The following is a 21,843-nucleotide window of genomic DNA, read 5'->3' as shown; positions in this document are numbered from 1 at the left end:
TATTCATCAGGCGGTCTCTCGCTCGTGGCTGGCGTATGTGGTGGCGGCGGTGCTGCCGTCGGACAGGGCGCGTCCCGGTTCGGCGTCGTCCTGCTGGCGGCCCGGCTGACGCTGGCCGCGCGCATCGCCTTCGGCGAACGCCTGGGCAGCGGGGCTGCGCGGGGTGGCGCTGATATTGACGGCCACGTCGGTGTACTGGCGCTGCGCCAGGTCGCTGCGCATGTTCTCGCCGATGCCTTGCAACTGGCGCAACACTTCCGAATTCGACGCCGTGACGTTCACCTGCAGCGCGCCGGCCGTATGGCGGATGGAAATTTCAATGCGACCCAGCATGGGCGGCTCGAGGCGGATCGTCGCGTGTTCGCTGTTGCGGCCGATCTGCGTCTGCAGGCGTTCGCCCAGCGCTTCGCGCAGCGGTTCCTGCCATTGCTGGGCTGGGCCGTTGAGCTTGATGGTGTCGCCGGCCGGGGCCGCTGTGGCCGTATTGCCGACCGCGCCCGCCAGACCCAGGTTGGGCGTGGCCGGTGCCGGCGTCGCGGCGCCACGTTCGCCTTCGCGCGCGGCAACGGCAGGCGCGGCGACGGCGCTTGCCGAAGCGCTTTGCTGCAGCAGCGATTCGAACGGCTGTGCCGGCACGCCGCCCTTGGCGGCCGTCGCCGGGTTGGCGGCGGCCAGCGGCTCGCGCGTGTCGCGGCCTGGCGCTGGCGCCGTTGCCGCCGCGTTCAGGGTGACCGCCGACGGATGCAGGCTGATGTTGAGTGCCGGATTGGCTTGCACCGCATTCGCCTGCACCTGTGTCTGCGCTTGTGTCTGTACTTGCGCCTGGGCGGCGGCACGCGCCTCGGCCGCGTCCGTTGGCGGCAGCATGGTCACCGGCAAGCCGATAACGGGGACGGCCATGGCCGGCAGGCTGCTGTCGGCCTGGCTGTCGCTGTCGCTCTCCTTCGCGGGAGCGGGCGTGTCGGCGTCGGCCGTTTCCACGCCGGTCACGTCAAGCACCTGCGCAAACAGGGGCAGGGCGGAGGGCACGGCGCCAGTAGCGGCATAGCCTGGTGTGCCGGGCAAGGCGGCGGCCTGTGACGGTGCCGCCGCCGGTGCTGGTGCAGATGCCGCAGGGGTCGCTGGTGCCGGAGCGGCCGGCGCCGTGTTGAAGTTCATGATCATGCTTGATTCCCGTCCGAGTCGTATTCGCCGAGCGCGGCGTAGGCGACCCAACCTTCCTTATTTGCCTGTAATGCACCCAGGTGTTGACCCAGGCGCTCTTTTTCCTCAGAGCAAATTTTAACCGCTTGCGCGTGATTTTTGCGCAATTGCAACAATTCTGTTTGTTCCAGCGCATTCCATGCGCCCCGTTCGGCCAGCAGGGGGATGTTTTTCGCCAGGCTGGCGGACAGTTTTCCCATTGCTTCCCAATCCGCTTGCGCGATGGCGGCGCTCAATTGCCGGTTCAGCTGTTGCAGGGCGCCGCGCCTAGGCATTGTTGGCCTGGACGCCCACCCAGCCGCGCTTGATGGTGGTCATCAGGGTCGTCACTTCGTCGATCAGGGTCGGGTCGAGCTTGATGCCGGCCGTGTACAGGCGCGCCACGCAATAGTCGTACAGGCGGGCCAGGTTGACGACCACTTCGCCGCCATTGTCGAAATCGAGCGAGCTCGACAAACCGTTGATGATTTGCGTGCATTTATCCAGGCTGATGGCCTTTTGCTCGTAGCGCTTGCCTACGATATGCCCGCGCGCGCGCGCCAGTTCTTCCAGCAGGCCGTCCGTCAGCACCAGTACCAGCTCGACCGGTGTGGCGCGGGCCGTCTGGGCATCCAGGTTGACGGCATGGTAGTTGCCGTAAGCTTCATTGTTCAACATTGTTGTCTTCTCGCTATGTTAACTGTGGCGGCGCAACGGGCGCATCCGCCTTAGGATTTATTGTTGCTAAACATGGCATCGAACATATCGGACGTCTTGCTCATTTGCTCCTGCAGTACTTGCAGGCGCGTAAATTGATCGAGGAAACGTTTGTATGCGGTGTCATATTGGGCCGTGAGGCGTTCGCCGCTCTTCACCAGACTTTTCTGCAACTTTTCCGTGGCGGCCTGGCGTTGGGTGATCTGGCCTTTGGTGATATTGCTCCACTGGCCGAGTACCTTGTCCAAGCTGCCGAGCACGCCTGCAGGGGCGGACAGGCTGTTGTTGCCAAAAAGCTTGTCTAGGCCTGTCGGGTTGTCGGCCAACTTGGCCGTAAGTTTGGCGGCGTTGAGGCTGATTGTGCCGTCGCGCTGGGCCGTAATGCCGTAGGACACCAGCGATACGCCGTTCACGTTCAGGCGCAGGGCGTCGCCCATGCTGCTGCGTAGGGCGTTCAGGCCTGAATCATGGGCGAAGATGCCCGCAGCAATACCCTTTTCCGGGTTGCCGGGACTGGACAGTCCATCCATCAGGCTTTTCAGTTTGTTGTAGGCATCGACGAATGCCTGCACGTTGGCGGCGGTGCCGGCACTATCTGTGGCGACAGTCAAGGTCACGGGCGCTTCGGCGGCGCTCATGGCGCGGGTGAACGTCACTTTCACATCTTGCACGTTGGTGAAGGTATTCGATGCCTGCGTGATGGCCGTGCCGCCGGGTTTGCCGCCCAGCCAGACGATGGCGTCGTCTGCCTTGACGACTTCCTTGATGTTGGCCGGAGCGATCAGCGCGCCTTTCAGCGCGACATTCGCGACACCATTGGCATCGAGCGTGGCGGCGTTGGCGATGCCCGTCGCATTCGACGTCAGTACCAGTTGCGCCTGGTTGTCGATGGTCACGATGGACGCAGTTACGCGCGAATTGTTCTTGCTGTTGCCATTGATGGCGGCAGCGATTTCCTGTGGTGTCAGCGTGCCGTTGCCATCCTTGTCGGCGGCGGCCAGATCAATGTCGAGCGTGTTGTCGCCCACACCGTCACCAATTTTCACTTTCAGCGTACCCGTGCCATCGGCGGTATTGACGCTGCTCAGGCCACCATACGACATCTGGCTGGCCGTGGCCAGTTTTTCAACAAAAAAGGAATAGGTGCCTGGCGTCGCATTGATGCCGGCCGTGGCAGAGCCGTAGCCTGCGGCCGGGAAGGTGGCGGACTGGCTCAGCACCGATTTGCTGCTGGTCATGCTCGACATGGCGCTCTGGAAGGCCGAGATGGCCGACTTCAGGTTGCCCAGCGCCGTGCTGGTATTACTGGCCAGCGTGTTCTGCGCTTGCAGGGCTGCCTTCTGCGCAGCGACAGCCTTGGTCGCCAGTTTTTCGGCCGTTGGGATCGGATCGTATTGCGGTGCAGTAATTACGCTTGCCATGCCTGACTCCTGAATAAAGGGATATACCGGTACAAGGCGACCCCTATTCCCGTTTTGTGAAGTTTTCCTGAAAGAAACTTACACCAAGCTCATTTTACCTGCCCGCGGAACCAGAATTGCGTCGCCAGCTCGTCTTGCCGCTTGGCATCGACACGTTGTTGCTCATTTGCAACATATTTTTGTTTTTGCGTCAGCACCTGGTCCAGCACTTCGCGCTTGGCCCAGGCCGTATTGAGCGCGCGTTGCGAAACGGCCATGTTGGCTTCGTGCAAATGCAGGTCGGTACGGTGCTGGTCGGCCATCTGCATGACGGCTTGCTTGAAGTTGCCGCAGTTGACGGACAGGGCCAGGGGCAGGGCGCCGCTGGGGCCGCTATCCGTGTACAGGCCCGTCAGGCGCTCCAGGTTTTTCTGGTAGCGCTCGCGCACGGCCGTCTGCGCCGCCATTTCGCCTTGCAGGCGTTCCACTTCGGTGCTGCGCAGGCCGACCAGGGTGGTCAGGTTGCGGATGGTATGCGCGTCGCTCACGTATGCTCCTAAGCCATGATCTGTTCAAGTTGTTCGATGCACGGCCCCATCGGCGCCTCTTCCTTCGTGCCCTGGCACAGGAAGGCTTCGATGGGCGCGTGCAACTGCACGGCGCGGTCGGTGATCGGGTCGGCGCCGGGCACGTAGGCGCCCAGCGGGATCAGGTCGCGCACGCGCGCATGGCGCGCCATCGATGCTTTCAGCGCGCGCGCCGCCTGCATGTGGGGGGGCGTGATCACCTGCGCCATGCAGCGGCTGATCGAGGCGGCGATATCGATGGCGGGGTAGTGGCCCCGCTCGGCCAGTTCGCGCGTGAGCACGATGTGGCCGTCGAGAATCGCGCGCGCCGTGTCGACCACGGGGTCTTGCTGGTCGTCGCCTTCGGCCAGCACCGTGTAGATGGCGCTCATGCTGCCGTCAGGGTGGGTGCCGTTGCCGGCGCTTTCCACCAGTTGCGGCAAGTTCGAGAAGACGGACGGCGGGTAGCCGCGCGTGGCCGGCGGTTCGCCCAGGGCCAGCGCCACTTCGCGCAAGGCCATCGCATAGCGCGTGAGCGAGTCGACCAGCAGCAGCACGTGCTTGCCCTGGTCGCGGTAATGGGCGGCGATCGAATGGCACAGTTCGGTGGCCATGATGCGCATCAAGGGCGATTCGTCGGCCGGCGCGATCACCAGCACGGCTTTTTTCAAGCCTTCGGCGCCCAGCGATTTTTCCACGAATTCGCGCACTTCGCGGCCCCGTTCGCCGATCAGGCCGACGACGACCACATCGGCCACGGTCTGGCGCGTGATCAGGCCCAGCAGCACGCTCTTGCCCACGCCGGAGCCGGCCATCAGGCCCACGCGCTGGCCCTTGCCCAGGGTCAGCATGCTGTTAATCGCCCGCACGCCCACGTCCAGCGGTTCGACCACCGGTTGTTTCTTCAGCGGGTTGATCTTCGGCGGCGTGACTTCCAGGACGTGTTCGCCGCCGAGGCGGCCCAGGTCGTCGATCGGTTCGCCCAGGCCATTGACCATGCGGCCCAGCCACGACGGGCCGATCTGCAGGCTGGCCTTGTCGGGCAGGGGTAGCACCCGCGCGCCCGTGGTCAGGCCCGTGGCCTTCTTGAACGGCATCAGATAGGAGAGTTTTTCGCGGAAACCGACGACTTGCGCATCAAGCCATTCGCCATTGACTGTTTCAATTTGACAACGCTGGCCCGTGTGCAGGCGGCAGCCGGCGCTTTCCAGCAGCAGGCCGGAGGCGCCGACCAGGCGGCCGGTCGGCGTCGCGACCGGGATATCGCCGATCTCGAAGCTGCGCAGCGTGTCGGCGATCATGCAGGCGCGCCCTGGTCCGCGTGTTCGGCGGCCAGCGCCAGGTGGCTGCTGACCTGCTCCATGCAGGCCGACAGGCGCTGATGGCAGCCGGCGTCGACTTCATTGTCGCCGGCCTTGATGCGGCATTCGCCCGCGTCGAGGCGCGCGTCGGCGATCAGGTTCCAGCGCTTGGCGCGCTTCGGATCGAGTTCGCTGATGCGTTTGAGTTCTTCCGGATTGAGGAAGACGTCGATTTCCTCGCGCGTGGGCGGCATCGAGGCCAGGGTTTCGTCGACCAGGGCCAGCAATTGCACCGGCTGCAGCGCCAGTTCCGCGCGGATCACCTGGCGCGCCACCTTGGCCACCAGGTCGACCACTTCCTTGCGCTGCGCTTCGCGGTAATCGGCGCGTACTTTTTTCAGGTCGCGCAAGATGGCGTCGACGGGGCGCGCCAGGCGGTCCAGCGCCACCAGCGTTTCATTGCGGCCTTCTTCGCGGCCCTGCGCCATGCCGTCGCTGCGGCCGGCGTCGTAGCCGTCCTGCTGGCCTTGCACCAGGCCCACTTCATAGCCGTCGCGCTGGCCCTGCTCGAAACCTTCCGAGACGGACGCCTGCCACTGGCCATCCGTGTCCTCGTTGGAGGCACGCTGGCCGGCGGCGATGAATTGCGACAGCGGCGGGAAACGATACGAGCGGAAGTGTTTCATTCGATCACCGCTTCGGCAAACAACTGCACTTCGATCTCGCCCGCGTCGGCGAGGCCCTTGACGGTGGCCATGATTTCCTGGCGCGTCTGTTCGATGCGCGACAGGGGCACGGGGCCGGAGCGGCGCATCATGTCTTCGAAGCTCTGCGCCTGGCGGCGCGGCATGGTTTTCAGCACGGCGTCGCGGATCGACGGTTCCGCACCCTTCAGTGCGATCGCCCACTGTTCCATCGGCACGTCTTCCAGGATGCGCGTGAGCGTGACATCGCTCTGCGTGGCCAGGATCAGGAAGTCGTACATGCTCAGTTCGATTTCCGACACGACGTCCGGGTCGTGCGCGCGCAGCAGTTCGACCAGCGCGGCGCGGTTGCCCGGCATGCGGTTGAGAATCTCGGCCGCCTGGCGGATGCCTTCCACGCTGGTGCTTTGCGTGTCGAGCGCGCCCAGGCAGCGGCCCACCAGTTCGTCGAGCTCGACCAGCAGGTCGCGGTCGATCTCGTCCAGGCGCGCCAGGTTCAGCAAGACCAGGTCGCGGCCTTCGACGGGCAGGGCGTCGAGGATCTGGCCGGCCAGCGCGGGCGGCAGGAAGGCCAGGAACACGGCTTGCATCTGCACGTGCTCGTTGACGATGTATTCGGCCAGCCATTTTGGCGAGGCCCATTGCAGGCGCGCCATTTTGGGACGGATGGCGTCGCCGTAAATATTGTTCAGGACGCTGTTGGCGATATCGCTGCCCAGCGCCATGTCCAGCGAGCGTTTCAGGTAGCTGCGCGAGGCGCCATGCACGCCACTTTGCTGGCGGTAGTCGTCGAAGAAGGTCTGCATGGCCGTTTTCACGGATTCGACCTTGATGCCGCTCATGCGCGACATCACTTGCGTGACTTCCAGCAATTCTTCGCGCGATAGGCAGCGCAACACATTGGCGGCCTGTTCTTCGCCGATGCTCAGCAGCACGATGGCGGCCTGTTCCACGGGATTCAGGCTGGCGCTTTCGTATTCGGCGCCGTCGGGGAGATTACTGTTGTTGAGTTCGGCCATTTTTCTGCATCCATTGTTTGACGACTTCGGCGACACGCTCGGGTTCTTTTTCCGCCAGCACTTTCAGGTGGTCGACCATCACGTCGACCGCCGAGCCTGGTGGCGGCAAGTCATAATTTTCCAGCAGCGGCACGACCGGCATGGCGTTGCCGGCGGCGGCTTCGCCCTCGAGCGCCAGCGGGCTGCCATTCACGCCCAAGGCCGGCGCGCTGGCGGCGGCCACGCCATTGGCGGCGGCGTTGCTGCCGCCCAGCGCCAGGGCCGGATCGAGCTGTTTCAGTGCTGGCGGCGCCAGGCGCGTGGTCAGCAGGCGCAGCAGCGGGCGCAGGATCAGGAAGTAGCCGAGCACGGCGCCCAGGGCGTACAGCAGCCAGCTGCTGAAATCGACGACGGTGTCGCGCTCTTCCCACCATTGCGCCACGGGCGGTTTGGCAGGGAAGGCCAGCGCCGTCAGGCTCAGGCTGTCGCCGCGCTGGGTGTTGATGCCCAGGCCGCTGTTCAGCATTTTTTCGATATTGCCCAGTTCGGCTGGTGTCCAGCCCGTTTTCGGGTTCGGTGCGGCGGCGCTGTTGAGGACGACGGCGACGCTGAGTTTTTCCAGGCGGCCACGGCTGCGCTTGATCTGCGTGATGCTGCGGTCATATGCGTACTGGCGCGTGGTGGCGTTCTTGCGGGCCGTGCCATCGTCGGACGGCTTCGGCGCGCCATCGGCGGGTGCGGCGCCGGCGGCATCGGCCGGTGCCGGCACGGCGGCCGCTGGCGGACGGTTCGACAGGCTGCCGGGAATGCCGGCCACGGTGCGGTTGCGTTCCTGCTCTTCGCGCATCGCTTCGCTCGTCACTTTCGGGGCTTCGCCGTATTTTTCCAGCGTTTCGTTCACGCGGTCGTTGTTCACGGCGGCCGTCACGCTGAGCTTGAAGTTGTCTTCGCCGATGACGGGACCGAGCAAGCCCGTGACGTTGCGGCGGATTTCATCCTGGAAGCGTTTTGCACCCTCATTGCCGGCGGCCGAGGCGTCGAAGCCGTCCGTCAGGTCGACGTGCGAGGAGAGCAGGTTGCCGCCCTGGTCGACCAGGCTCACGCGCGTGGGCGCCAGGCTGGCGACGCTGCCGGCCACCATGTTGATGACGGCGGCGATCTGTTCCGGCGCCAGGGTGCGGCCCGGTTTCAGCGCCACGACGATGGAGGCTGACGATTTGTCGCCGTCGCTGGCGACAAACGACGTCGACTTGGCAATCGACAGATGGACGCGCGCCGAAGCGATCGCGTCCATCGTCATGATGCTTTGCGCCAGTTCGCCTTCCAGGCCGCGGCGGAAGCGCACGTCCTGCACGAATTGCGACACGCCCAGCGGGTCATTCTTGTCCATCAGTTCCAGGCCGGCCGGCAGCTGCGCCGTCACGCCCTTCGAGGCGAGCAGCATGCGTACCTTGCCCAGCATGGCGTCGGGCACCAGCACCTGGCCGCTGTCCGGATGCAAGCGGTAGGGGATGTGCTCGGCGTCCAGCGTGGCCATCATGTCCGTCACGGCCACTTTTTCGCGCGCGCCAAACACCGGCTTGTAGTTGGCCTGGTCGCGCCAGGCATACATGGTCACCATGGCGGTGATGCCGATGGCCAGCACGACGATGGGAACCAGGTTTTTCAGCAGGGCGGGCGGGATGGCGGGCTGGGCGCCAGGGCGCCAGCGCGCAAATGCGGACTTCATGGTGGTAATCACTTGGGGTAACTTTCGCTGGGAGGCTGGGCGTGGATCAGGACGTGAAGATTACAGAGGCAGTTTGATGAGTTCGTCGACCGCGCCCATGACCTTGTTGCGCACTTGCATCAACATGGAAAAGGACAGGCTCGCTTCCTGGCTGGCCAGCATGGCGCCGACCATGTCGTCGCTCTTGCCGCTGTCGACGTCGCTCATTTTTTGTGCAGCCATGCGGTCATCGCCGTTGACCTTGCCGATGGCGTCTTTCATGCTTTGCGCAAACGAGAAGCCGGATTGTTCCGGTGCGCCGAACTGGGCGGCCGGCGCGATGCTGGCGCCCAGGGCGCGCGCGTCATTGCTCAGTGCTGCCAGATCGGCCTTGATCAGACCTGCGAGTTCGTTGCTCATCTTGCCCTCTACTTTCAATATGCGGTGACGTATCAATCAGAAATTACTGGTGTTGCCATTCCGGCAGGCATTACATCCAATGCCATCTTGCCCGGCCCAATTGACAGAGCCCATCAGTTTTATCAGTTGCCACACCATCCGCTCAAGCAGATTCAAACAAACCCGGCAGAACCGCGCCGAATGATTTACATGGCCATGACAACTAATAATTATCTGATAAAAGTTTCTTCTGGTGGCAATAAGAGGGGCTGGAAACTGCCATAAAAACCGGAATCAGGTAAGCGGAATGGCGCACTGCAAATCACTTTTTTCTCGCTATAAGCTTACCTCGGGGCAACTATAAAGTAAAGAGAGGATTGCCTCAAGGAATATTGATACATGGCAATATTTTGCTTTTTCATGTATTGTTCAGCACCGTAGTCATCCAGCATGCGATACGATGCGCAATCGTTTGCTCGCCGGCCGGTTGGCAAGGCCAAGATGATGCTGTATTTAATTTCGGGCGATCCGTATAATTTGTTCTGCCACCGCAATACCGACATGACCACTACATGACAATCATTACCAAGACAGATCAAACTGTGCGCCATCAAGTCCTCGATTCCTGTCTGCTTGGACGTCCTGTCCATTTGCTGCATGTATTCGGCGCCCAGCTGCGCGACGACCTGGCCGTGGCCCTGCGCCAGCCGATGAGCCGGCGCTACTGGGGCAATTTCCAGATCGATGCCGTGACCTTGTCGCGCGTGGAGAGCGAGGACAGCGCGAATCGCTGGCTGAGTTTTTCCACGCCGGCTGGTCAGCCGGGCTTTGCGCTCGAACGGCAGATCCTCTTGAGCGTGCTGAACTATCGCTACGGTAGTGCCGGCGCCAAGGGCGCGCGGCCCGATCCGGCGCAAGTGCGCGTGACGGCCACGGAAGAGCGCCTCGCTGTGGTGCTGGGACAACAGTTGGTGAACAGTTTGTTCACGCGCATCCACAAGAATTTGCAAACTCTGGGCAAGAGCAGCGACATCGACACCAGTGCCGAGGTGGCCGTGCAGTCCGGCGTGCACCCGGCGCGCGGCAGCTGGATCGTCACGGTGTCGCTCAGCGACGTCGAGGCGGGGCAGAGCGGCCAGTTCTGGTTCTCGCTGGACAAGCGCCTGATGGCCGATGTGCTGCGCGGCCTGCTGCCCGAACGCGCGCAAGCGAAGAAAGCCTTGCGTGGCAGCGTGCGCCCGCTCGCTTCGCGCCTGCAAGTGACCCTGGAAGGCCGGCTCGTCAGCAAGCAGATGCAGCTGGGCGCCTTGTTCGACCTGCGCGTGGGCGACGTGATTCCCGTCAGTCTGAGCCGTACTGACGTCATGCTAGACGATTCCCGTTTATTTACAGCGGCTGTTTCCGAACACAAGGGCAAGCTCTGTTTAACCTCATTTGAAGATGTCGAATAATATGAATATGACCGATACCAACCAGAGCGAAACCCTGCTGGAAGACCTGGGCGATGACATGATCATCGACCAGGGCGACGTCGCCGACGTGGCCAGCACCCGCGCGCGCCGCGACATTCCGCAAATGATGCGCAAGATTCCCGTCACCCTGACCCTGGAAGTGGGCTCGGCCCGCATTTCACTGGAAGAGTTGATGGCCATCGGCCCGGAAAGCGTGATTGAACTCGACATGCTGGCCGGCGAACCGCTGGTGATCAAGGTCAATGGCACGCCGATCGGCCGTGCCGAAGTGGTGGTGGCCGGCGAGAACTATGGCCTGAAAGTCATCGACCTCGACGGCCTCAATCTCGACCTGATGACAGCATGAAGCTGGCGGTACCCGGCTTGAGCCGGCGCCGCGGCGCGCTGGCTGCCGCGCTGGCTGTCCCTGTTCTGATGCTGTGCTGCGGCGCCGCCGGCGCGCAGGACCTGCTCGCCGGCGTGGTGCCGGGCGCGAAAACCGACCTGTCGGTGAAGATGCAGATCCTCGTCGTCATGACCCTGCTCGGGCTGCTGCCCGTGATGGTCATGATGATGACCAGCTTTACCCGCTTCGTCATCGTGCTGTCCCTGCTGCGCCAGGCCCTGGGCCTGCAGCAGGGCTTGCCCAACCGTATCGTCACCGGCATCGCCCTGATTCTCACCTTGCTGGTCATGCGTCCCATCGGCGACCAGGTGTGGAAAGACGCGTTCGTGCCCTATGACCGCGACCAGATCGGCATGCAGGAAGCGCTGAAGATCGCCGAAGTGCCGATTTCGCGCTTCATGCTGGCGCAGACGAGCAAGGCCGCGCTGGCGCAGATCGCGCACCTGGCCGGCGAACCGTCGAGCATGCGTCCGCAAGACCACAGTTTCACGGTCAAGCTGGCCGCGTTCGTGTTGTCCGAACTCAAGACAGCGTTCCAGATCGGCTGCATGCTGTTCATCCCCTTCCTCATCATCGACCTGGTGGTGGCGTCCGTGCTGATGGCCATGGGCATGATGATGCTCTCGCCGCTCGTCATCTCGCTGCCGTTCAAGCTGCTGCTGTTCGTGCTGGTCGACGGCTGGACGCTGACCGTCAACACCTTAGTTACCAGCATACAGGGCTATTGACCGATGTTTACCCCTGAAGTCGCCGTCGACCTGATCATCGAAGCGCTGCATGTCGTCATGCTGCTGGTGGTGATCCTGGTCGTGCCAGGTTTGCTCATGGGCTTGCTGGTCGCGCTGGTGCAGGCGGCCACCTCGATCAATGAACAGACCATGAGTTTCCTGCCGCGCCTGCTGGTCACCCTGCTGGCCCTGATCCTGGCCGGACGCTGGATGGCCGGTTACCTGATGGATTATTGCGTGTCCATTTTTCAGCGCGCGGCCACCCTGGTCGGATAGCGCCGCGCGCCATGGATCAGATTTTCAATCAGGTGCTGCCGTTTCTGCTGGCCGTGTGGTGGCCGTTCTGCCGCATCCTGGCCATGCTCAGCGCTTCGCCCGTGATCGGCGACGCCATGGTGCCCGTCCCCGTGCGGGTGCTGCTGTCGCTGGTGCTGGCGATCCTGATGCTGCCCGTCATGCAGGCCTCGGGCGTGTCGCAGGACTTGTTGAAGATCGATCCGTTTTCCCTGCACGCCCTTGTCGCCACCCTCGAGCAGGCCGTCATCGGCTTCGTCCTGGGCCTGGCTTTCCACTTCGCCATGTCCGTCATGTCGGTGCTCGGTTACCTCGTGTCGAGCCAGGTGGGCTTTTCCATGGCCGTCATGAACGATCCGCTCAACGGCACCTCGTCGGACGTGATCACGGGGATGCTCACCATCATGTGCATGATCGTGTTTTTCGCCATCGACGGCCACCTTGTGCTGACGGGCGTGATCGGCGCCAGTTTCAAGGCCTGGCCCGTGGGGCAGGGCTACGGGCCGCTGCTGCTGCAGACGGTGGCGTATAACGTGGCGTGGATCTTCGCCGCCGCCATGCTGCTGGCCTTGCCCATCGTTTTTTCCACCATGGTGGTGCAGCTGGGCTTTGGCTTCCTGAACCGCGTGGCGCCGTCGCTGAACCTGTTTTCGCTGGGCTTTTCCATGATCACCATGTTCGGCCTGCTGATGCTGGGACAGATCGTGCGCTTTATCCCGGAGCACTACATCGCCATGACGAACCGCGTGCTCGACATGATCGCCGAACAGATGCGGGTGGCCCATGGATAGCGCACGTACCAACAAGCTACTGCGCAGTCCACTTCCGGGCATCCGTTGCTCGCTGTACCTCCGTACAGCTGCGCTACTCAACCCGGCATTGAACTTGCTCGCTACGCTTGTGGGGCACGTGCGGAAAGGTGCGGCCCATGGCGGATAGCAGCACGGGCGACAAGACAGAAAAGGCGTCAGCGCAGAAGCTGAAGAAATCGCGCCAGGAAGGGCAGGTGGTGCGTTCGCGCGACCTGTCGACGGCGCTGGGCATTCTGATCAGCATGAAGGTCTTCATTTACCTGCTGCCCGGCTATCTGGTGAGCTTTCGCGAGCTGTTCGCCATGGCCTTCATGCCGCTCGACAGCAAGGGTGCGCTGGACAATGCCATGTCGATGGCGTTTACCACGTCCGTGGGCTTGCTGATCAAGATGATCGTGCCGCTGTTCTGCGTGCCCTTGTTCGTTGTGCTCGGCTCATTGGTCCCTGGCGGCTGGGTCATCAGCACGAAGAACTGGATGCCGAAGATGGAGCGCCTGAGTCCGGCCAAGAACCTGGGCCGCCTGGTGTCGCCCAAGCATGGCTTTGAATTCGGCTTGTCGATCGCCAAGGCCGCCGTGCTGGGCATGGTGCTCGTGCATGTGAGCCGCTCCAGCCTGACACAGTACGTGGATCTGCAGCACCGGCCCCTGCAGCAAGCCATGCTCGACGGCTCGGCGCTGATGCTCGACGGCCTGATGGCCCTCATTTCCGTTTTCGTCCTGTTTGCCATCATCGACGTGCCGGCGCAGGCGTTTTTCTTTGCCCGCAACCAGCGCATGAGCAAGCAGGACGTCAAGGAAGAACATAAAAGCAGCGAAGGGCGGCCCGAAGTGCGCCAGCGCATCCGCCAGCTGCAGCAGCAGATCGGCCGGCGCAGCGTGCGCAAGACCGTGCCCGACGCCGACGTGGTGATCGTCAACCCCGAGCATTACGCCGTCGCGCTCAAGTATGACCAGGACCGCGCCGAGGCGCCGTTTGTCGTTGCCAAGGGCGTCGACGAGATGGCGCTGTATATCCGGCAGGTAGCGAAGGAACACAACATCGAAACGCTGGAGTTGCCGCCGCTGGCGCGCGCCATCTACAACACCAGCCAGGTGCAGCAGCAGATTCCCGTGCAGCTGTACCAGGCCGTGTCGCAGGTGCTCAACTACATCCTGCAGCTGAAAGCATTCCGTACTGGGCAGCGCGCCGCCCAGCCCCCATTTCCCACCGAGGTGGTCGTGCCATCTCATTTGAGCGAGGTAGTACCTTCATGAATTTCCTGAACCGGTTGGTTGCCGAAATGCGCCGCCACAAGTTCGCCACGCCGCTGTTCCTGCTGGTGATCCTGGCGATGATCATCCTGCCGCTGCCGCCCGTGCTGCTCGATATCTTGTTCACTTTCAATATCGTGCTGGCACTGATCGTCATCCTCGTCAGCGTGTCTGCCAAGCGGCCGCTCGATTTCTCCGTCTTCCCGACGGTGATCCTGGCGACCACCATGCTCAGGCTGACCCTCAATGTGGCGTCCACGCGCGTGGTACTGCTGCACGGCCATACAGGCGCCGATGCTGCCGGTAAGGTGATCGAGGCGTTTGGTAACGTGGTCATCGGCGGCAACTTCGTCGTCGGTATCGTGGTCTTCGTGATCTTGATGATCATCAACTTCGCCGTCGTCACCAAGGGCGCCGAGCGTATTTCCGAAGTGTCCGCGCGTTTTACCCTCGATGCCTTGCCGGGCAAGCAGATGGCGATCGACGCCGACCTGAATGCCGGCCTGATCAACCAGGAAAAAGCCCAGATCCGCCGCAAGGACGTGGCCGCCGAAGCCGATTTCTATGGCGCCATGGACGGCGCGTCGAAGTTCGTGCGCGGCGACGCCGTCGCCAGTATCCTGATTTTGATCATCAACATGGTCGGCGGCGTGGCCATCGGCTCGCTGATGCACGACCTGTCGTTCGGCGACGCCTTCCGTCAGTACGCACTGCTGACCATCGGCGATGGCCTGGTGGCGCAGATTCCGGCGCTGCTGCTGTCAGCCGCCGCCGCCATCCTGGTGACCCGCATCAGCGATTCGGGCGATTTCGAGCAGCAAGTGGCCGGCCAGGTATTGACGTCGCCGACGGTGATCTTCAGTGCGGCCGGCATGATGGTGGCACTGGCCCTGATTCCGGGCATGCCGTGGTTCATGTTCATGACCTTTGCCGCCGTGCTGGCCTTTGTTGCCTGGCGCCTGAGCAAGCGCGTGAAGGGGCCCGACGCGGCCGGCATGGCAGCCATCGAGGCGGCCTTGCGCGACGACAAGCCTGCCGAACTGGAATGGCAGCAACTGCCCGCCGTGCAGCCCTTGATGGTGATGCTCGGCTACAAGCTGGTCGGCATGGTGGATAAAACCCAGGGCGAACCTTTGACCAAGCGCGTCAAGGGCGTGCGCCAGAGCCTGTCCGAAGCGATGGGTTTGCTGCTGCCGAATATCGGCGTGCGCGACGATCTGGCCCTGAAACCGTCGCAGTACGCGATCGTGCTGTCGGGCACCGTGGTGGCGCAGGCGGAAGTGCAGGCCGACCGCCTGATGGCGATCCCGTCGCCGAACGTGTACGGCCAGCTCGACGGCATTCCCGGCATCGAACCGGCCTACGGCATGCCCGTCACGTGGATCGAGCCGAGTGAAAAGGCGCATGCGCTGGGCCTCGGTTACCAGGTCATCGAGGCGCCCAGCGTGATCGCCACGCACTTGTCGAAAATGGTGCGCGAATACCTGCCGGAACTGTTCCGCCACGAAGACGTGTCGAACCTGATGGAGCGCCTGACGGCCCTGTCGCCGAAGCTGGCCGGCGCGCTGGACAAGGCGCTGACGCACACGCAGATGCTGCGCGTGTTCCGCGTCTTGTTGGCGGAAAATGTGTCACTGAAGGATATCGTGCCCATCGCCACCACCTTGCTCGACAGTTCGGAAACCACCAAGGATCCGATCCTGCTGGCGGCCGAGGTGCGCTGCGCGTTGCGGCGCCAGATCGTTAGCGGCCTGTTCGGCCAGAAGATGGAAATGCAGGCATTCAACCTGGGTGGCGAACTGGAAAACATGCTGCTCGGTTCCTTGAACCAGGCGCGCCAGGCGGGCAAGGTGACCTTGGATAACTATCCGATCGACCCGCATCTGCTGTCGCAGCTGCAAGTGAACATGCCGGTGGCACGCGAGCAGATGAAGCAGCAGGCGACGCCGCCGCTGCTGCTGGTGCTGCCGCAGATCCGTCCGCTGCTGGCCCGCTACGCGCGCCTGTTCGCGCCGGGCCTGCACGTGCTGTCATACAACGAAATTCCGGAAAACCGCGAAGTGAGCATCATCGGCACGGTGGGATAAAATGCAGGAACGATAAAAAAAACGGCGCTTCAGGCGCCGTTTTTTTATGTTGTATTAATCCTGTTACATCAATCCTGCTCGTCGATGGGCGGCAGCAGCTCGTGCTCCTGGCCGTCGGCCAGCAGCAGCACGGTGCCGCCCTGGGCCGCGTCTTCCTCGTCGCCATAGTCGTAACCGAGCGGCGCCGCCACTTCCTTCGAGATAAAGATGGCCTCCTCTTCGGCTTCGGCCGCGGCAGCCGCGGGTGCATCGGGATCGGCCGCCGCCTCCGCTTCCGGCTGCGTCAGCAGCAGGGCCACTTCGGCCATGGCGCGGAACAGGGGCAGGGACAGCGCAGCGGCGCCCGCCTGCATCGGGTAATTGCCGTGCATGCGCTGTGCATGCAGCTGGCGGTTCAGGCGGCAGCGCACCAGGCGCAGGCCCGCGCGCCGCACGGCGTCGGCGATCTCGGGCAGGGCCAGGCGCAGATGGCGCAGCGCGGCTTCCTCGTCGGCGGCCAGTTCCAGCAGCACGCCGTCGCCGGACGGCTCCATCTGGATCACGACCCGGCCGATGCCGATGATGATCAGCTCGACGCGCAGCGCCACCTTGCCGCGCCGCCTCGGCGTTGTCTCTTCGTCTTCGTCGCTGGCCAGCACGCGCAGCAGCAGGCGTTGGCCGCCCCAGCCATACACGGCAAAGCGCCACGCTTCGCTGTCGACCGTCAGCGGCGGACGGGCGCCTTCGCGCAGCAGCGCCGGTTGCTGCTCGGCCATGAAGAGGTTGCCCGGCACGTGCTGGCCGCGCGCTTGTTCCTGCAGGGCCGCATATTGTTCGCCATAGGTCCTGATCATTACGCGCCACGAGGCGGCCAGCTGCGCCGCGTCGGGCGGCTGCCAGACCAGCTGGCGCGTGAAGAACAGCTGATTGACCTGCATGGCGCTGCTGTCGCGCGGCAAGGCGCCACCCGTGCCGTCGGCGTTGGGCTTGATGAGGGACGCCAGGCTGTCCTGGCCCTGCTGCTGCAGCTGGGCGGGCAGGGTGCCGGCGTCGGGCGCGGGCGCCATGTAGGGGCCGATCGGCACCAGCGGCTGCACCACGCCCGGTACCATCGGCGTGGCGGGGCTGACGTCGAAGCGCTGGGTAATCAGGGGAACCGGGTTGCCCGATGAAATGCGGTCTATCGCCATGCCACTATGTCCAGAAGAAAGTCTATAAAAGCCGGTGCATCAGCCAGCATCAGCCATCATGGCTGCAACAGCGACAGTATCATTTTCTGCATGCTCTGGCTTTGCTTGAGCATCGCCGTGCTGGCCTGCAGCAGCATTTGCGCCGACACCATGTTGGCGCTTTCCGCCGCGTAATCGACATCCATGATGCGGCCGATGGCGGCCTTGGTATTGGTGACCATGTTGGCCAGGTTGTTGTGCACGTGGTCGAGGCGGTTGGCCGCCGCGCCCAGGGCCGAGCGCACGCCGCCGACTTGGTCGAGCGCCGCCGCCAGCTGGTCGATCATGCTGTTGGCGCCGCCATTCGTGCCAATTTCGCTGCCTGCCGTGCCGGCGGCGGCAAAGTTGGCGGAAATGGCTTTCAGTAAGGTATCCAGGCTGCCCATCTTGCCTGACACGTCGAACTGCATGGTTTCGCTGCTGCTGGCGCCGATCTGGAAGGTCATCGCCTCCGACAAGGTGCCCTTGCCGGTGCCACCGTTGCCCAGCAGCAGGTTGCCGCCGTAGGTGGTGTTGGTCATGACGTTGTACAGCTCGAGTCCCAGCGCATCGTATTCGGACTGCATGGCGTCGCGGTCGGTCTGGTTGGACGAAGCGTCGGCCGCCTGCGTGGCCAGGTCTTTCATGCGTACCAGCATGCTTGTCACTTCGCCAAACGCGCCTTCGGCCGTCTGCAGCATCGAGGTGCTGTTCTGCGTGTTGCGCATGGCCACCGTCATGCCGCTCACCTGGGCACTGAGGCGCGTGGCGATCTGCAAGCCAGCGGCGTCGTCCATGGCCGAGTTGATGCGAAAGCCGGTGGCGAGACGCTGCATCGATGTTGCCAGCCGGCTTTGCGCACTGGCGGCGGCGCTTTGGGCGTACATTGCGGCGATATTGGTGTGAATGCTCAGCACGTGGCTGCTCCGGTGGGCGGTGAGGGTGAGTCGGGTCTATCTTGTATAGGCGACTGCGCCGCCAGCATTGTTAAATCGAAAGGCAATATAGTCAAATAGATACGTTTTTCGCATAAAAAAAGCCAGACCGCAGTCTGGCTTTGTTTGCTGGCCGCAAGCGGCCGGGCCAAAATTATTGCAGCAAGGACATGACCATCGAGGACATGCTGTTGCTTTGTTTCAGCATCGCGGTGCCGGCTTGCAGCAGCATTTGCGACGAGGTCATGTTCGAGCTTTCGGTGGCGAAGTCGACGTCCATGATGCGGCCGGTCGCGGCCTTGGTGTTGGTGGCGATGTTCGACAGGTTGCTGTTGACGTGGTCGAGGCGGTTGGCGGCGGCGCCCAGGGAGGAGCGGATCGTACCGACATTGTCGATGGCATTTTTCAGCAGGTCGATCGTGGCGTTTGCCGTGCCGGTCAGTTCCGTGCCGACGCCGGCGCTGGCTGCCTTGAAGTTGTTGGCGGACAGGCCTTTCAGTGCGCCGTCCAGCGTGACCATGCCTGCTTGCACGGTGAAGTCCATGGTTTCCGACTTGGCGGCGCCGATCTGGAATGTCATCTTGGCTTCCGACAGGGTGCCCTTGCCGGTCGTGCCGTCGCCCAGCAGATTCTGGCCGCCGAACGTGGTATTGGTCATCACGTTATACAGTTCCAGGCCCAGCGCGTCGTATTCGGCTTGCATGGCGGTCTTGTCGGCCGTGTTCGACGAAGCATCGGCAGCTTGCGTTGCCAGATCTTTCATGCGCACCAGCATGTTGGTGACTTCGCCGAACGCGCCTTCAGCCGTTTGCAGCATCGAGGTGCTGTTTTGCGTGTTGCTCATGGCGACCGTCATGCCGCTGGTCTGTGCTTTCAGGCGGGTAGCGATCTGCAGGCCGGCAGCGTCGTNTTTGCGTGTTGCTCATGGCGACCGTCATGCCGCTGGTCTGTGCTTTCAGGCGGGTAGCGATCTGCAGGCCGGCAGCGTCGTCCATTGCCGAGTTGATGCGGTAGCCGGTCGACAGGCGGGTCATCGAGGTCGACAGTTGCGATTGGGTTTTGGCGATCGAGTTCTGTGCGGACAGCGATGCGTTGTTGGTGTGAAGGCTCAGCATTGTATTGCTCCTGGTAAGTGAATTCGTCGAGCGGCAGGTAATTTCTTGCCCTCACCCCTACAAGGCGACAGGAGAACACCTTTCATTAAATTCCACACGGAAATTTTTTATCTGGCGCGCTGCCATGAAAAAAAGCCCSGGCAATCGCTTGCCGGGGCTTTCRTGCAGCGCGAGGCGCCRGTGATTATTGCAGCAGGGACATGACCATCGAGGACATGCTGTTGCTTTGTTTCAGCATCGCGGTGCCGGCTTGCAGCAGCATTTGCGACGAGGTCATGTTCGAGCTTTCGGTGGCGAAGTCAACGTCCATGATGCGGCCGGTAGCGGCCTTGGTGTTGGTCGAGATGTTCGACAGGTTGCTGTTGACGTGGTCGAGGCGGTTGGCGGCGGCGCCCAGTGCCGAACGTACCACGCCGATGCTGTCGATGGCCGANTTTCGGTGGCGAAGTCAACGTCCATGATGCGGCCGGTAGCGGCCTTGGTGTTGGTCGAGATGTTCGACAGGTTGCTGTTGACGTGGTCGAGGCGGTTGGCGGCGGCGCCCAGTGCCGAACGTACCACGCCGATGCTGTCGATGGCCGAAACCAGGCTGCCGATGGCGGCGTTGGCGCTGGCGGTCAGTTCGGTGCCCAGGCCGGCGGTGCCGAAGTTGGCGCTGGCCGAACCCAGTGCAGCGGTGATGCTGCCCATCGAAGTGGACAGGTTGATACTCATCGTTTCCGATTTCGCGGCGCCGATCTGGAACGTCATGGCGTTGGCGATGGTGCCGCCGGTCAGCAGAGTTTGGCCGCCGAACGTGGTGTTTTTCATCACGTTGGACAATTCCAGGCCCAGTGCGTCGTACTCGGCTTGCATGGCGTCCTTGTCGGCCGTGTTCGACGAAGCATCGGCAGCTTGCGTTGCCAGATCTTTCATGCGCACCAGCATGTTGGTGACTTCGCCGAACGCGCCTTCAGCCGTTTGCAGCATCGAGGTGCTGTTTTGCGTGTTGCTCATGGCGACCGTCATGNTTTCGGTGGCGAAGTCAACGTCCATGATGCGGCCGGTAGCGGCCTTGGTGTTGGTCGAGATGTTCGACAGGTTGCTGTTGACGTGGTCGAGGCGGTTGGCGGCGGCGCCCAGTGCCGAACGTACCACGCCGATGCTGTCGATGGCCGAGATCAGGCTGCCGATGGCCGTGTTGGCCAGGGTTTTCAGTTCGGTGCCGCCGGCGGTGCCGGCGAAGTTGGCGGTGGCCGAACCCAGTGCGGTGGCGACGCTGCCCATCGAGGTGGTCAGGTTGATGGTCATCGTTTCCGACTTCGCGGCGCCAATCTGGAACGTCATGGCGCCGGCGATGGTGCCGCCGGTCAGCAGAGCTTGGCCGCCGAACGTGGTGTTGTTCATCACGTTGGACAATTCCAGGCCCAGTGCGTCGTACTCGGCTTGCATGGCGTCCTTGTCGGCCGTGTTCGACGAAGCATCGGCAGCTTGCGTTGCCAGATCTTTCATGCGTACCAGCATGTTGGTGACTTCGCCGAACGCGCCTTCAGCCGTTTGCAGCATCGAGGTGCTGTTTTGCGTGTTGCTCATGGCGACCGTCATGCCGCTGGTCTGTGCTTTCAGGCGGGTAGCGATCTGCAGGCCGGCAGCGTCGTCCATTGTTTTGCGTGTTGCTCATGGCGACCGTCATGCCGCTGGTCTGTGCTTTCAGGCGGGTAGCGATCTGCAGGCCGGCAGCGTCGTCCATTGCCGAGTTGATGCGGTAGCCGGTCGACAGGCGGGTCATCGAGGTCGACAGTTGCGATTGGGTYTTGGCGATCGAGTTTTGTGCGGACAGCGATGCGTTATTGGTGTGAAGGCTCAGCATTGTATTGCTCCTGTAGGATATATTCAGCGAGACGCGCTATTTTTCTGCTCTCACAAGCACAAGGCGGCTATTTCTGCTTAAGAATTAAATGCTACATGGAAATATTTTTTTATCGTGCCGCTAGCGTGCGATGATTTTTATTTTTATGGAAATTATGTCTAAAAATGTACTTTTAACTATTTTGCACGGTATTCCGCGCGCGCAATTGCTCTTCAGCAATTAACAGCCCTTGGTCGCGGTTTTTGATACGCTTCGCCGGTGTGCCCGCATAGATACCCCACGCCGGCAGGGACTTGGTGACCAGGCTAAGCGCGCCCACGGCGACGCCTTCGCCAAGTTGCGCACCGGGCAGCACTACGCTGCCCGAGCCGATGATGACGTGCCTGCCCAGGTGGACGGCGCCGCTTTTGCAGTTTGTAAATTCCGCCGGCACGGTGGGGTTAGTCATGCTGGCTCCGCTGTAGTCATCGGTCTTGCTGTACAGGCGCACGCCTTGCGACAAGCCGGCGTAGTCTTCCAGCGTGATGCCGGCGCCGCCGGAGAGAAAGCCGCCGCCGCCAATGTGAACGTAGCTGCCGATGCGGATATGGCCGCCCGCCGCTACCAGCGTGCTGTAGCCATCGATGCGCACGTTGTTGCCGATCGCAATATTTTCAATGCCGATGATGACGCAGTTCCTGGCGATGCGCACGTTGTGGCCGAGGCTGCGAAACCCCGCGCCGTGCAAGTCTTCTTCTGTGTAATAGCCGGG

20 protein-coding genes and 4 pseudogenes are annotated in these 21,843 nt (G+C 62.7%); 7 read left to right on the top strand and 17 right to left on the bottom strand.

Annotated elements, in window-relative coordinates; translation table 11 throughout:
- Nucleotides 1-6 precede the first annotated feature (6 nt).
- From CBW66_RS14145 to CBW66_RS14100, 10 genes are all read right to left on the bottom strand, one after another.
- Complete coding sequence (locus CBW66_RS14145) at nucleotides 7-1,164, bottom strand: flagellar hook-length control protein FliK (protein ID WP_086137679.1); 1,158 nt, start codon at nucleotides 1,162-1,164, stop codon at nucleotides 7-9.
- Entirely contained in the window at nucleotides 1,161-1,439 is a 279-nt protein-coding gene (locus CBW66_RS14140) for a hypothetical protein (RefSeq protein ID WP_230492253.1), read from the bottom strand. Before CBW66_RS14140 ends, CBW66_RS14145 begins: the two co-directional genes overlap by 4 nt.
- Nucleotides 1,440-1,470: 31 nt before the next feature.
- The gene (fliS, locus tag CBW66_RS14135) at nucleotides 1,471-1,860 is read right to left on the bottom strand and encodes a flagellar export chaperone FliS (RefSeq protein WP_070219791.1); all 390 of its coding nucleotides are present in this window, start codon (nucleotides 1,858-1,860) and stop codon (nucleotides 1,471-1,473) included.
- 50 nt (nucleotides 1,861-1,910) lie between these two features.
- Complete coding sequence (gene fliD / locus CBW66_RS14130; protein WP_086137681.1) at nucleotides 1,911-3,320, bottom strand: flagellar filament capping protein FliD; 1,410 nt, start codon at nucleotides 3,318-3,320, stop codon at nucleotides 1,911-1,913.
- An 89-nt stretch (nucleotides 3,321-3,409) separates the two neighbouring features.
- Complete coding sequence (locus tag CBW66_RS14125; RefSeq protein ID WP_077403163.1) at nucleotides 3,410-3,847, bottom strand: flagellar export protein FliJ; 438 nt, start codon at nucleotides 3,845-3,847, stop codon at nucleotides 3,410-3,412.
- A gap of 8 nt (nucleotides 3,848-3,855) precedes the next feature.
- A complete protein-coding gene (fliI, locus tag CBW66_RS14120) occupies nucleotides 3,856-5,166 on the bottom strand; it encodes a flagellar protein export ATPase FliI (RefSeq protein WP_086137682.1) in 1,311 nt (436 codons plus the stop codon).
- On the bottom strand, nucleotides 5,163-5,852 hold the full coding sequence (gene fliH, locus CBW66_RS14115) for a flagellar assembly protein FliH (RefSeq protein ID WP_086137683.1): 690 nt from the start codon (nucleotides 5,850-5,852) through the stop codon (nucleotides 5,163-5,165). Before fliH ends, fliI begins: the two co-directional genes overlap by 4 nt.
- The gene (locus CBW66_RS14110; RefSeq protein ID WP_086137684.1) at nucleotides 5,849-6,889 is read right to left on the bottom strand and encodes a flagellar motor switch protein FliG; all 1,041 of its coding nucleotides are present in this window, start codon (nucleotides 6,887-6,889) and stop codon (nucleotides 5,849-5,851) included. The genes fliH and CBW66_RS14110 overlap by 4 nt, the downstream gene beginning before the upstream one ends.
- A complete protein-coding gene (gene fliF, locus CBW66_RS14105; RefSeq protein WP_086137685.1) occupies nucleotides 6,867-8,597 on the bottom strand; it encodes a flagellar basal-body MS-ring/collar protein FliF in 1,731 nt (576 codons plus the stop codon). The genes CBW66_RS14110 and fliF overlap by 23 nt, the downstream gene beginning before the upstream one ends.
- Nucleotides 8,598-8,657: 60 nt before the next feature.
- Entirely contained in the window at nucleotides 8,658-8,996 is a 339-nt protein-coding gene (locus CBW66_RS14100) for a flagellar hook-basal body complex protein FliE (RefSeq protein WP_034787870.1), read from the bottom strand.
- 551 nt (nucleotides 8,997-9,547) lie between these two features.
- Here CBW66_RS14100 and CBW66_RS14090 point away from each other — a divergent pair.
- The 7 genes from CBW66_RS14090 to CBW66_RS14060 all read left to right on the top strand — a co-directional run bounded on the left by CBW66_RS14090 (nucleotide 9,548) and on the right by CBW66_RS14060 (nucleotide 16,006).
- Nucleotides 9,548-10,426 (top strand): FliM/FliN family flagellar motor switch protein, encoded by an 879-nt coding sequence (locus CBW66_RS14090; RefSeq protein ID WP_170932862.1) that lies wholly within the window; start codon nucleotides 9,548-9,550, stop codon nucleotides 10,424-10,426.
- A gap of 1 nt (nucleotide 10,427) precedes the next feature.
- The gene (locus tag CBW66_RS14085; RefSeq protein WP_070220030.1) at nucleotides 10,428-10,793 is read left to right on the top strand and encodes a FliM/FliN family flagellar motor switch protein; all 366 of its coding nucleotides are present in this window, start codon (nucleotides 10,428-10,430) and stop codon (nucleotides 10,791-10,793) included.
- Nucleotides 10,790-11,560, top strand: coding sequence for a flagellar type III secretion system pore protein FliP (fliP, locus tag CBW66_RS14080; RefSeq protein WP_086137688.1), 771 nt, complete (start codon nucleotides 10,790-10,792; stop codon nucleotides 11,558-11,560). Before CBW66_RS14085 ends, fliP begins: the two co-directional genes overlap by 4 nt.
- A 3-nt stretch (nucleotides 11,561-11,563) precedes the next feature.
- Nucleotides 11,564-11,836: a flagellar biosynthetic protein FliQ gene (locus CBW66_RS14075; RefSeq protein ID WP_034757874.1), complete on the top strand. Its 273-nt coding sequence runs from the start codon at nucleotides 11,564-11,566 to the stop codon at nucleotides 11,834-11,836.
- 11 nt (nucleotides 11,837-11,847) lie between these two features.
- Nucleotides 11,848-12,645 (top strand): flagellar biosynthetic protein FliR, encoded by a 798-nt coding sequence (locus CBW66_RS14070; RefSeq protein ID WP_086137689.1) that lies wholly within the window; start codon nucleotides 11,848-11,850, stop codon nucleotides 12,643-12,645.
- A 137-nt stretch (nucleotides 12,646-12,782) separates the two neighbouring features.
- Complete coding sequence (locus CBW66_RS14065) at nucleotides 12,783-13,922, top strand: flagellar biosynthesis protein FlhB (protein ID WP_070289078.1); 1,140 nt, start codon at nucleotides 12,783-12,785, stop codon at nucleotides 13,920-13,922.
- Nucleotides 13,919-16,006 carry a flagellar biosynthesis protein FlhA gene (locus tag CBW66_RS14060; RefSeq protein WP_086137690.1) on the top strand — a complete coding sequence of 696 codons (2,088 nt, stop codon included), beginning with the start codon at nucleotides 13,919-13,921 and terminating at the stop codon, nucleotides 16,004-16,006. The genes CBW66_RS14065 and CBW66_RS14060 overlap by 4 nt, the downstream gene beginning before the upstream one ends.
- Before the next feature lie 68 nt (nucleotides 16,007-16,074).
- Here the strand turns inward: CBW66_RS14060 and CBW66_RS14055 are convergent, their stop codons facing one another.
- The 7 genes and pseudogenes from CBW66_RS14055 to CBW66_RS14030 all read right to left on the bottom strand — a co-directional run bounded on the left by CBW66_RS14055 (nucleotide 16,075) and on the right by CBW66_RS14030 (nucleotide 21,819).
- Nucleotides 16,075-17,175 carry a hypothetical protein gene (locus CBW66_RS14055; RefSeq protein ID WP_205701125.1) on the bottom strand — a complete coding sequence of 367 codons (1,101 nt, stop codon included), beginning with the start codon at nucleotides 17,173-17,175 and terminating at the stop codon, nucleotides 16,075-16,077.
- Nucleotides 17,176-17,231: 56 nt separating this feature from the next.
- Nucleotides 17,232-18,110 (bottom strand): flagellin, encoded by an 879-nt coding sequence (locus CBW66_RS14050; protein ID WP_086137691.1) that lies wholly within the window; start codon nucleotides 18,108-18,110, stop codon nucleotides 17,232-17,234.
- A gap of 172 nt (nucleotides 18,111-18,282) precedes the next feature.
- A pseudogene (locus CBW66_RS14045) lies at nucleotides 18,283-19,243 on the bottom strand (flagellin).
- A gap of 184 nt (nucleotides 19,244-19,427) precedes the next feature.
- Nucleotides 19,428-19,673, bottom strand: a pseudogene (locus tag CBW66_RS14040) (flagellin); the annotation flags it as partial.
- 62 nt (nucleotides 19,674-19,735) lie between these two features.
- Nucleotides 19,736-19,933 (bottom strand): annotated as a pseudogene (locus CBW66_RS29420) (Lateral flagellin); the annotation flags it as partial.
- A 138-nt stretch (nucleotides 19,934-20,071) separates the two neighbouring features.
- A pseudogene (locus CBW66_RS28990) lies at nucleotides 20,072-21,092 on the bottom strand (flagellin); the annotation flags it as partial.
- 172 nt (nucleotides 21,093-21,264) lie between these two features.
- Nucleotides 21,265-21,819: an acyltransferase gene (locus tag CBW66_RS14030; RefSeq protein WP_253251338.1), complete on the bottom strand. Its 555-nt coding sequence runs from the start codon at nucleotides 21,817-21,819 to the stop codon at nucleotides 21,265-21,267.
- Nucleotides 21,820-21,843: the final 24 nt, after the last annotated feature.

The sequence above is a fragment of the Janthinobacterium sp. GW456P genome, from assembly GCF_002127655.1.
Classification (GTDB): Bacteria; Pseudomonadota; Gammaproteobacteria; order Burkholderiales; family Burkholderiaceae_D; genus Janthinobacterium.
Note: the sequence above shows the minus strand (reverse complement) of the source record. Positions and strands in the feature narration are given on the sequence as shown.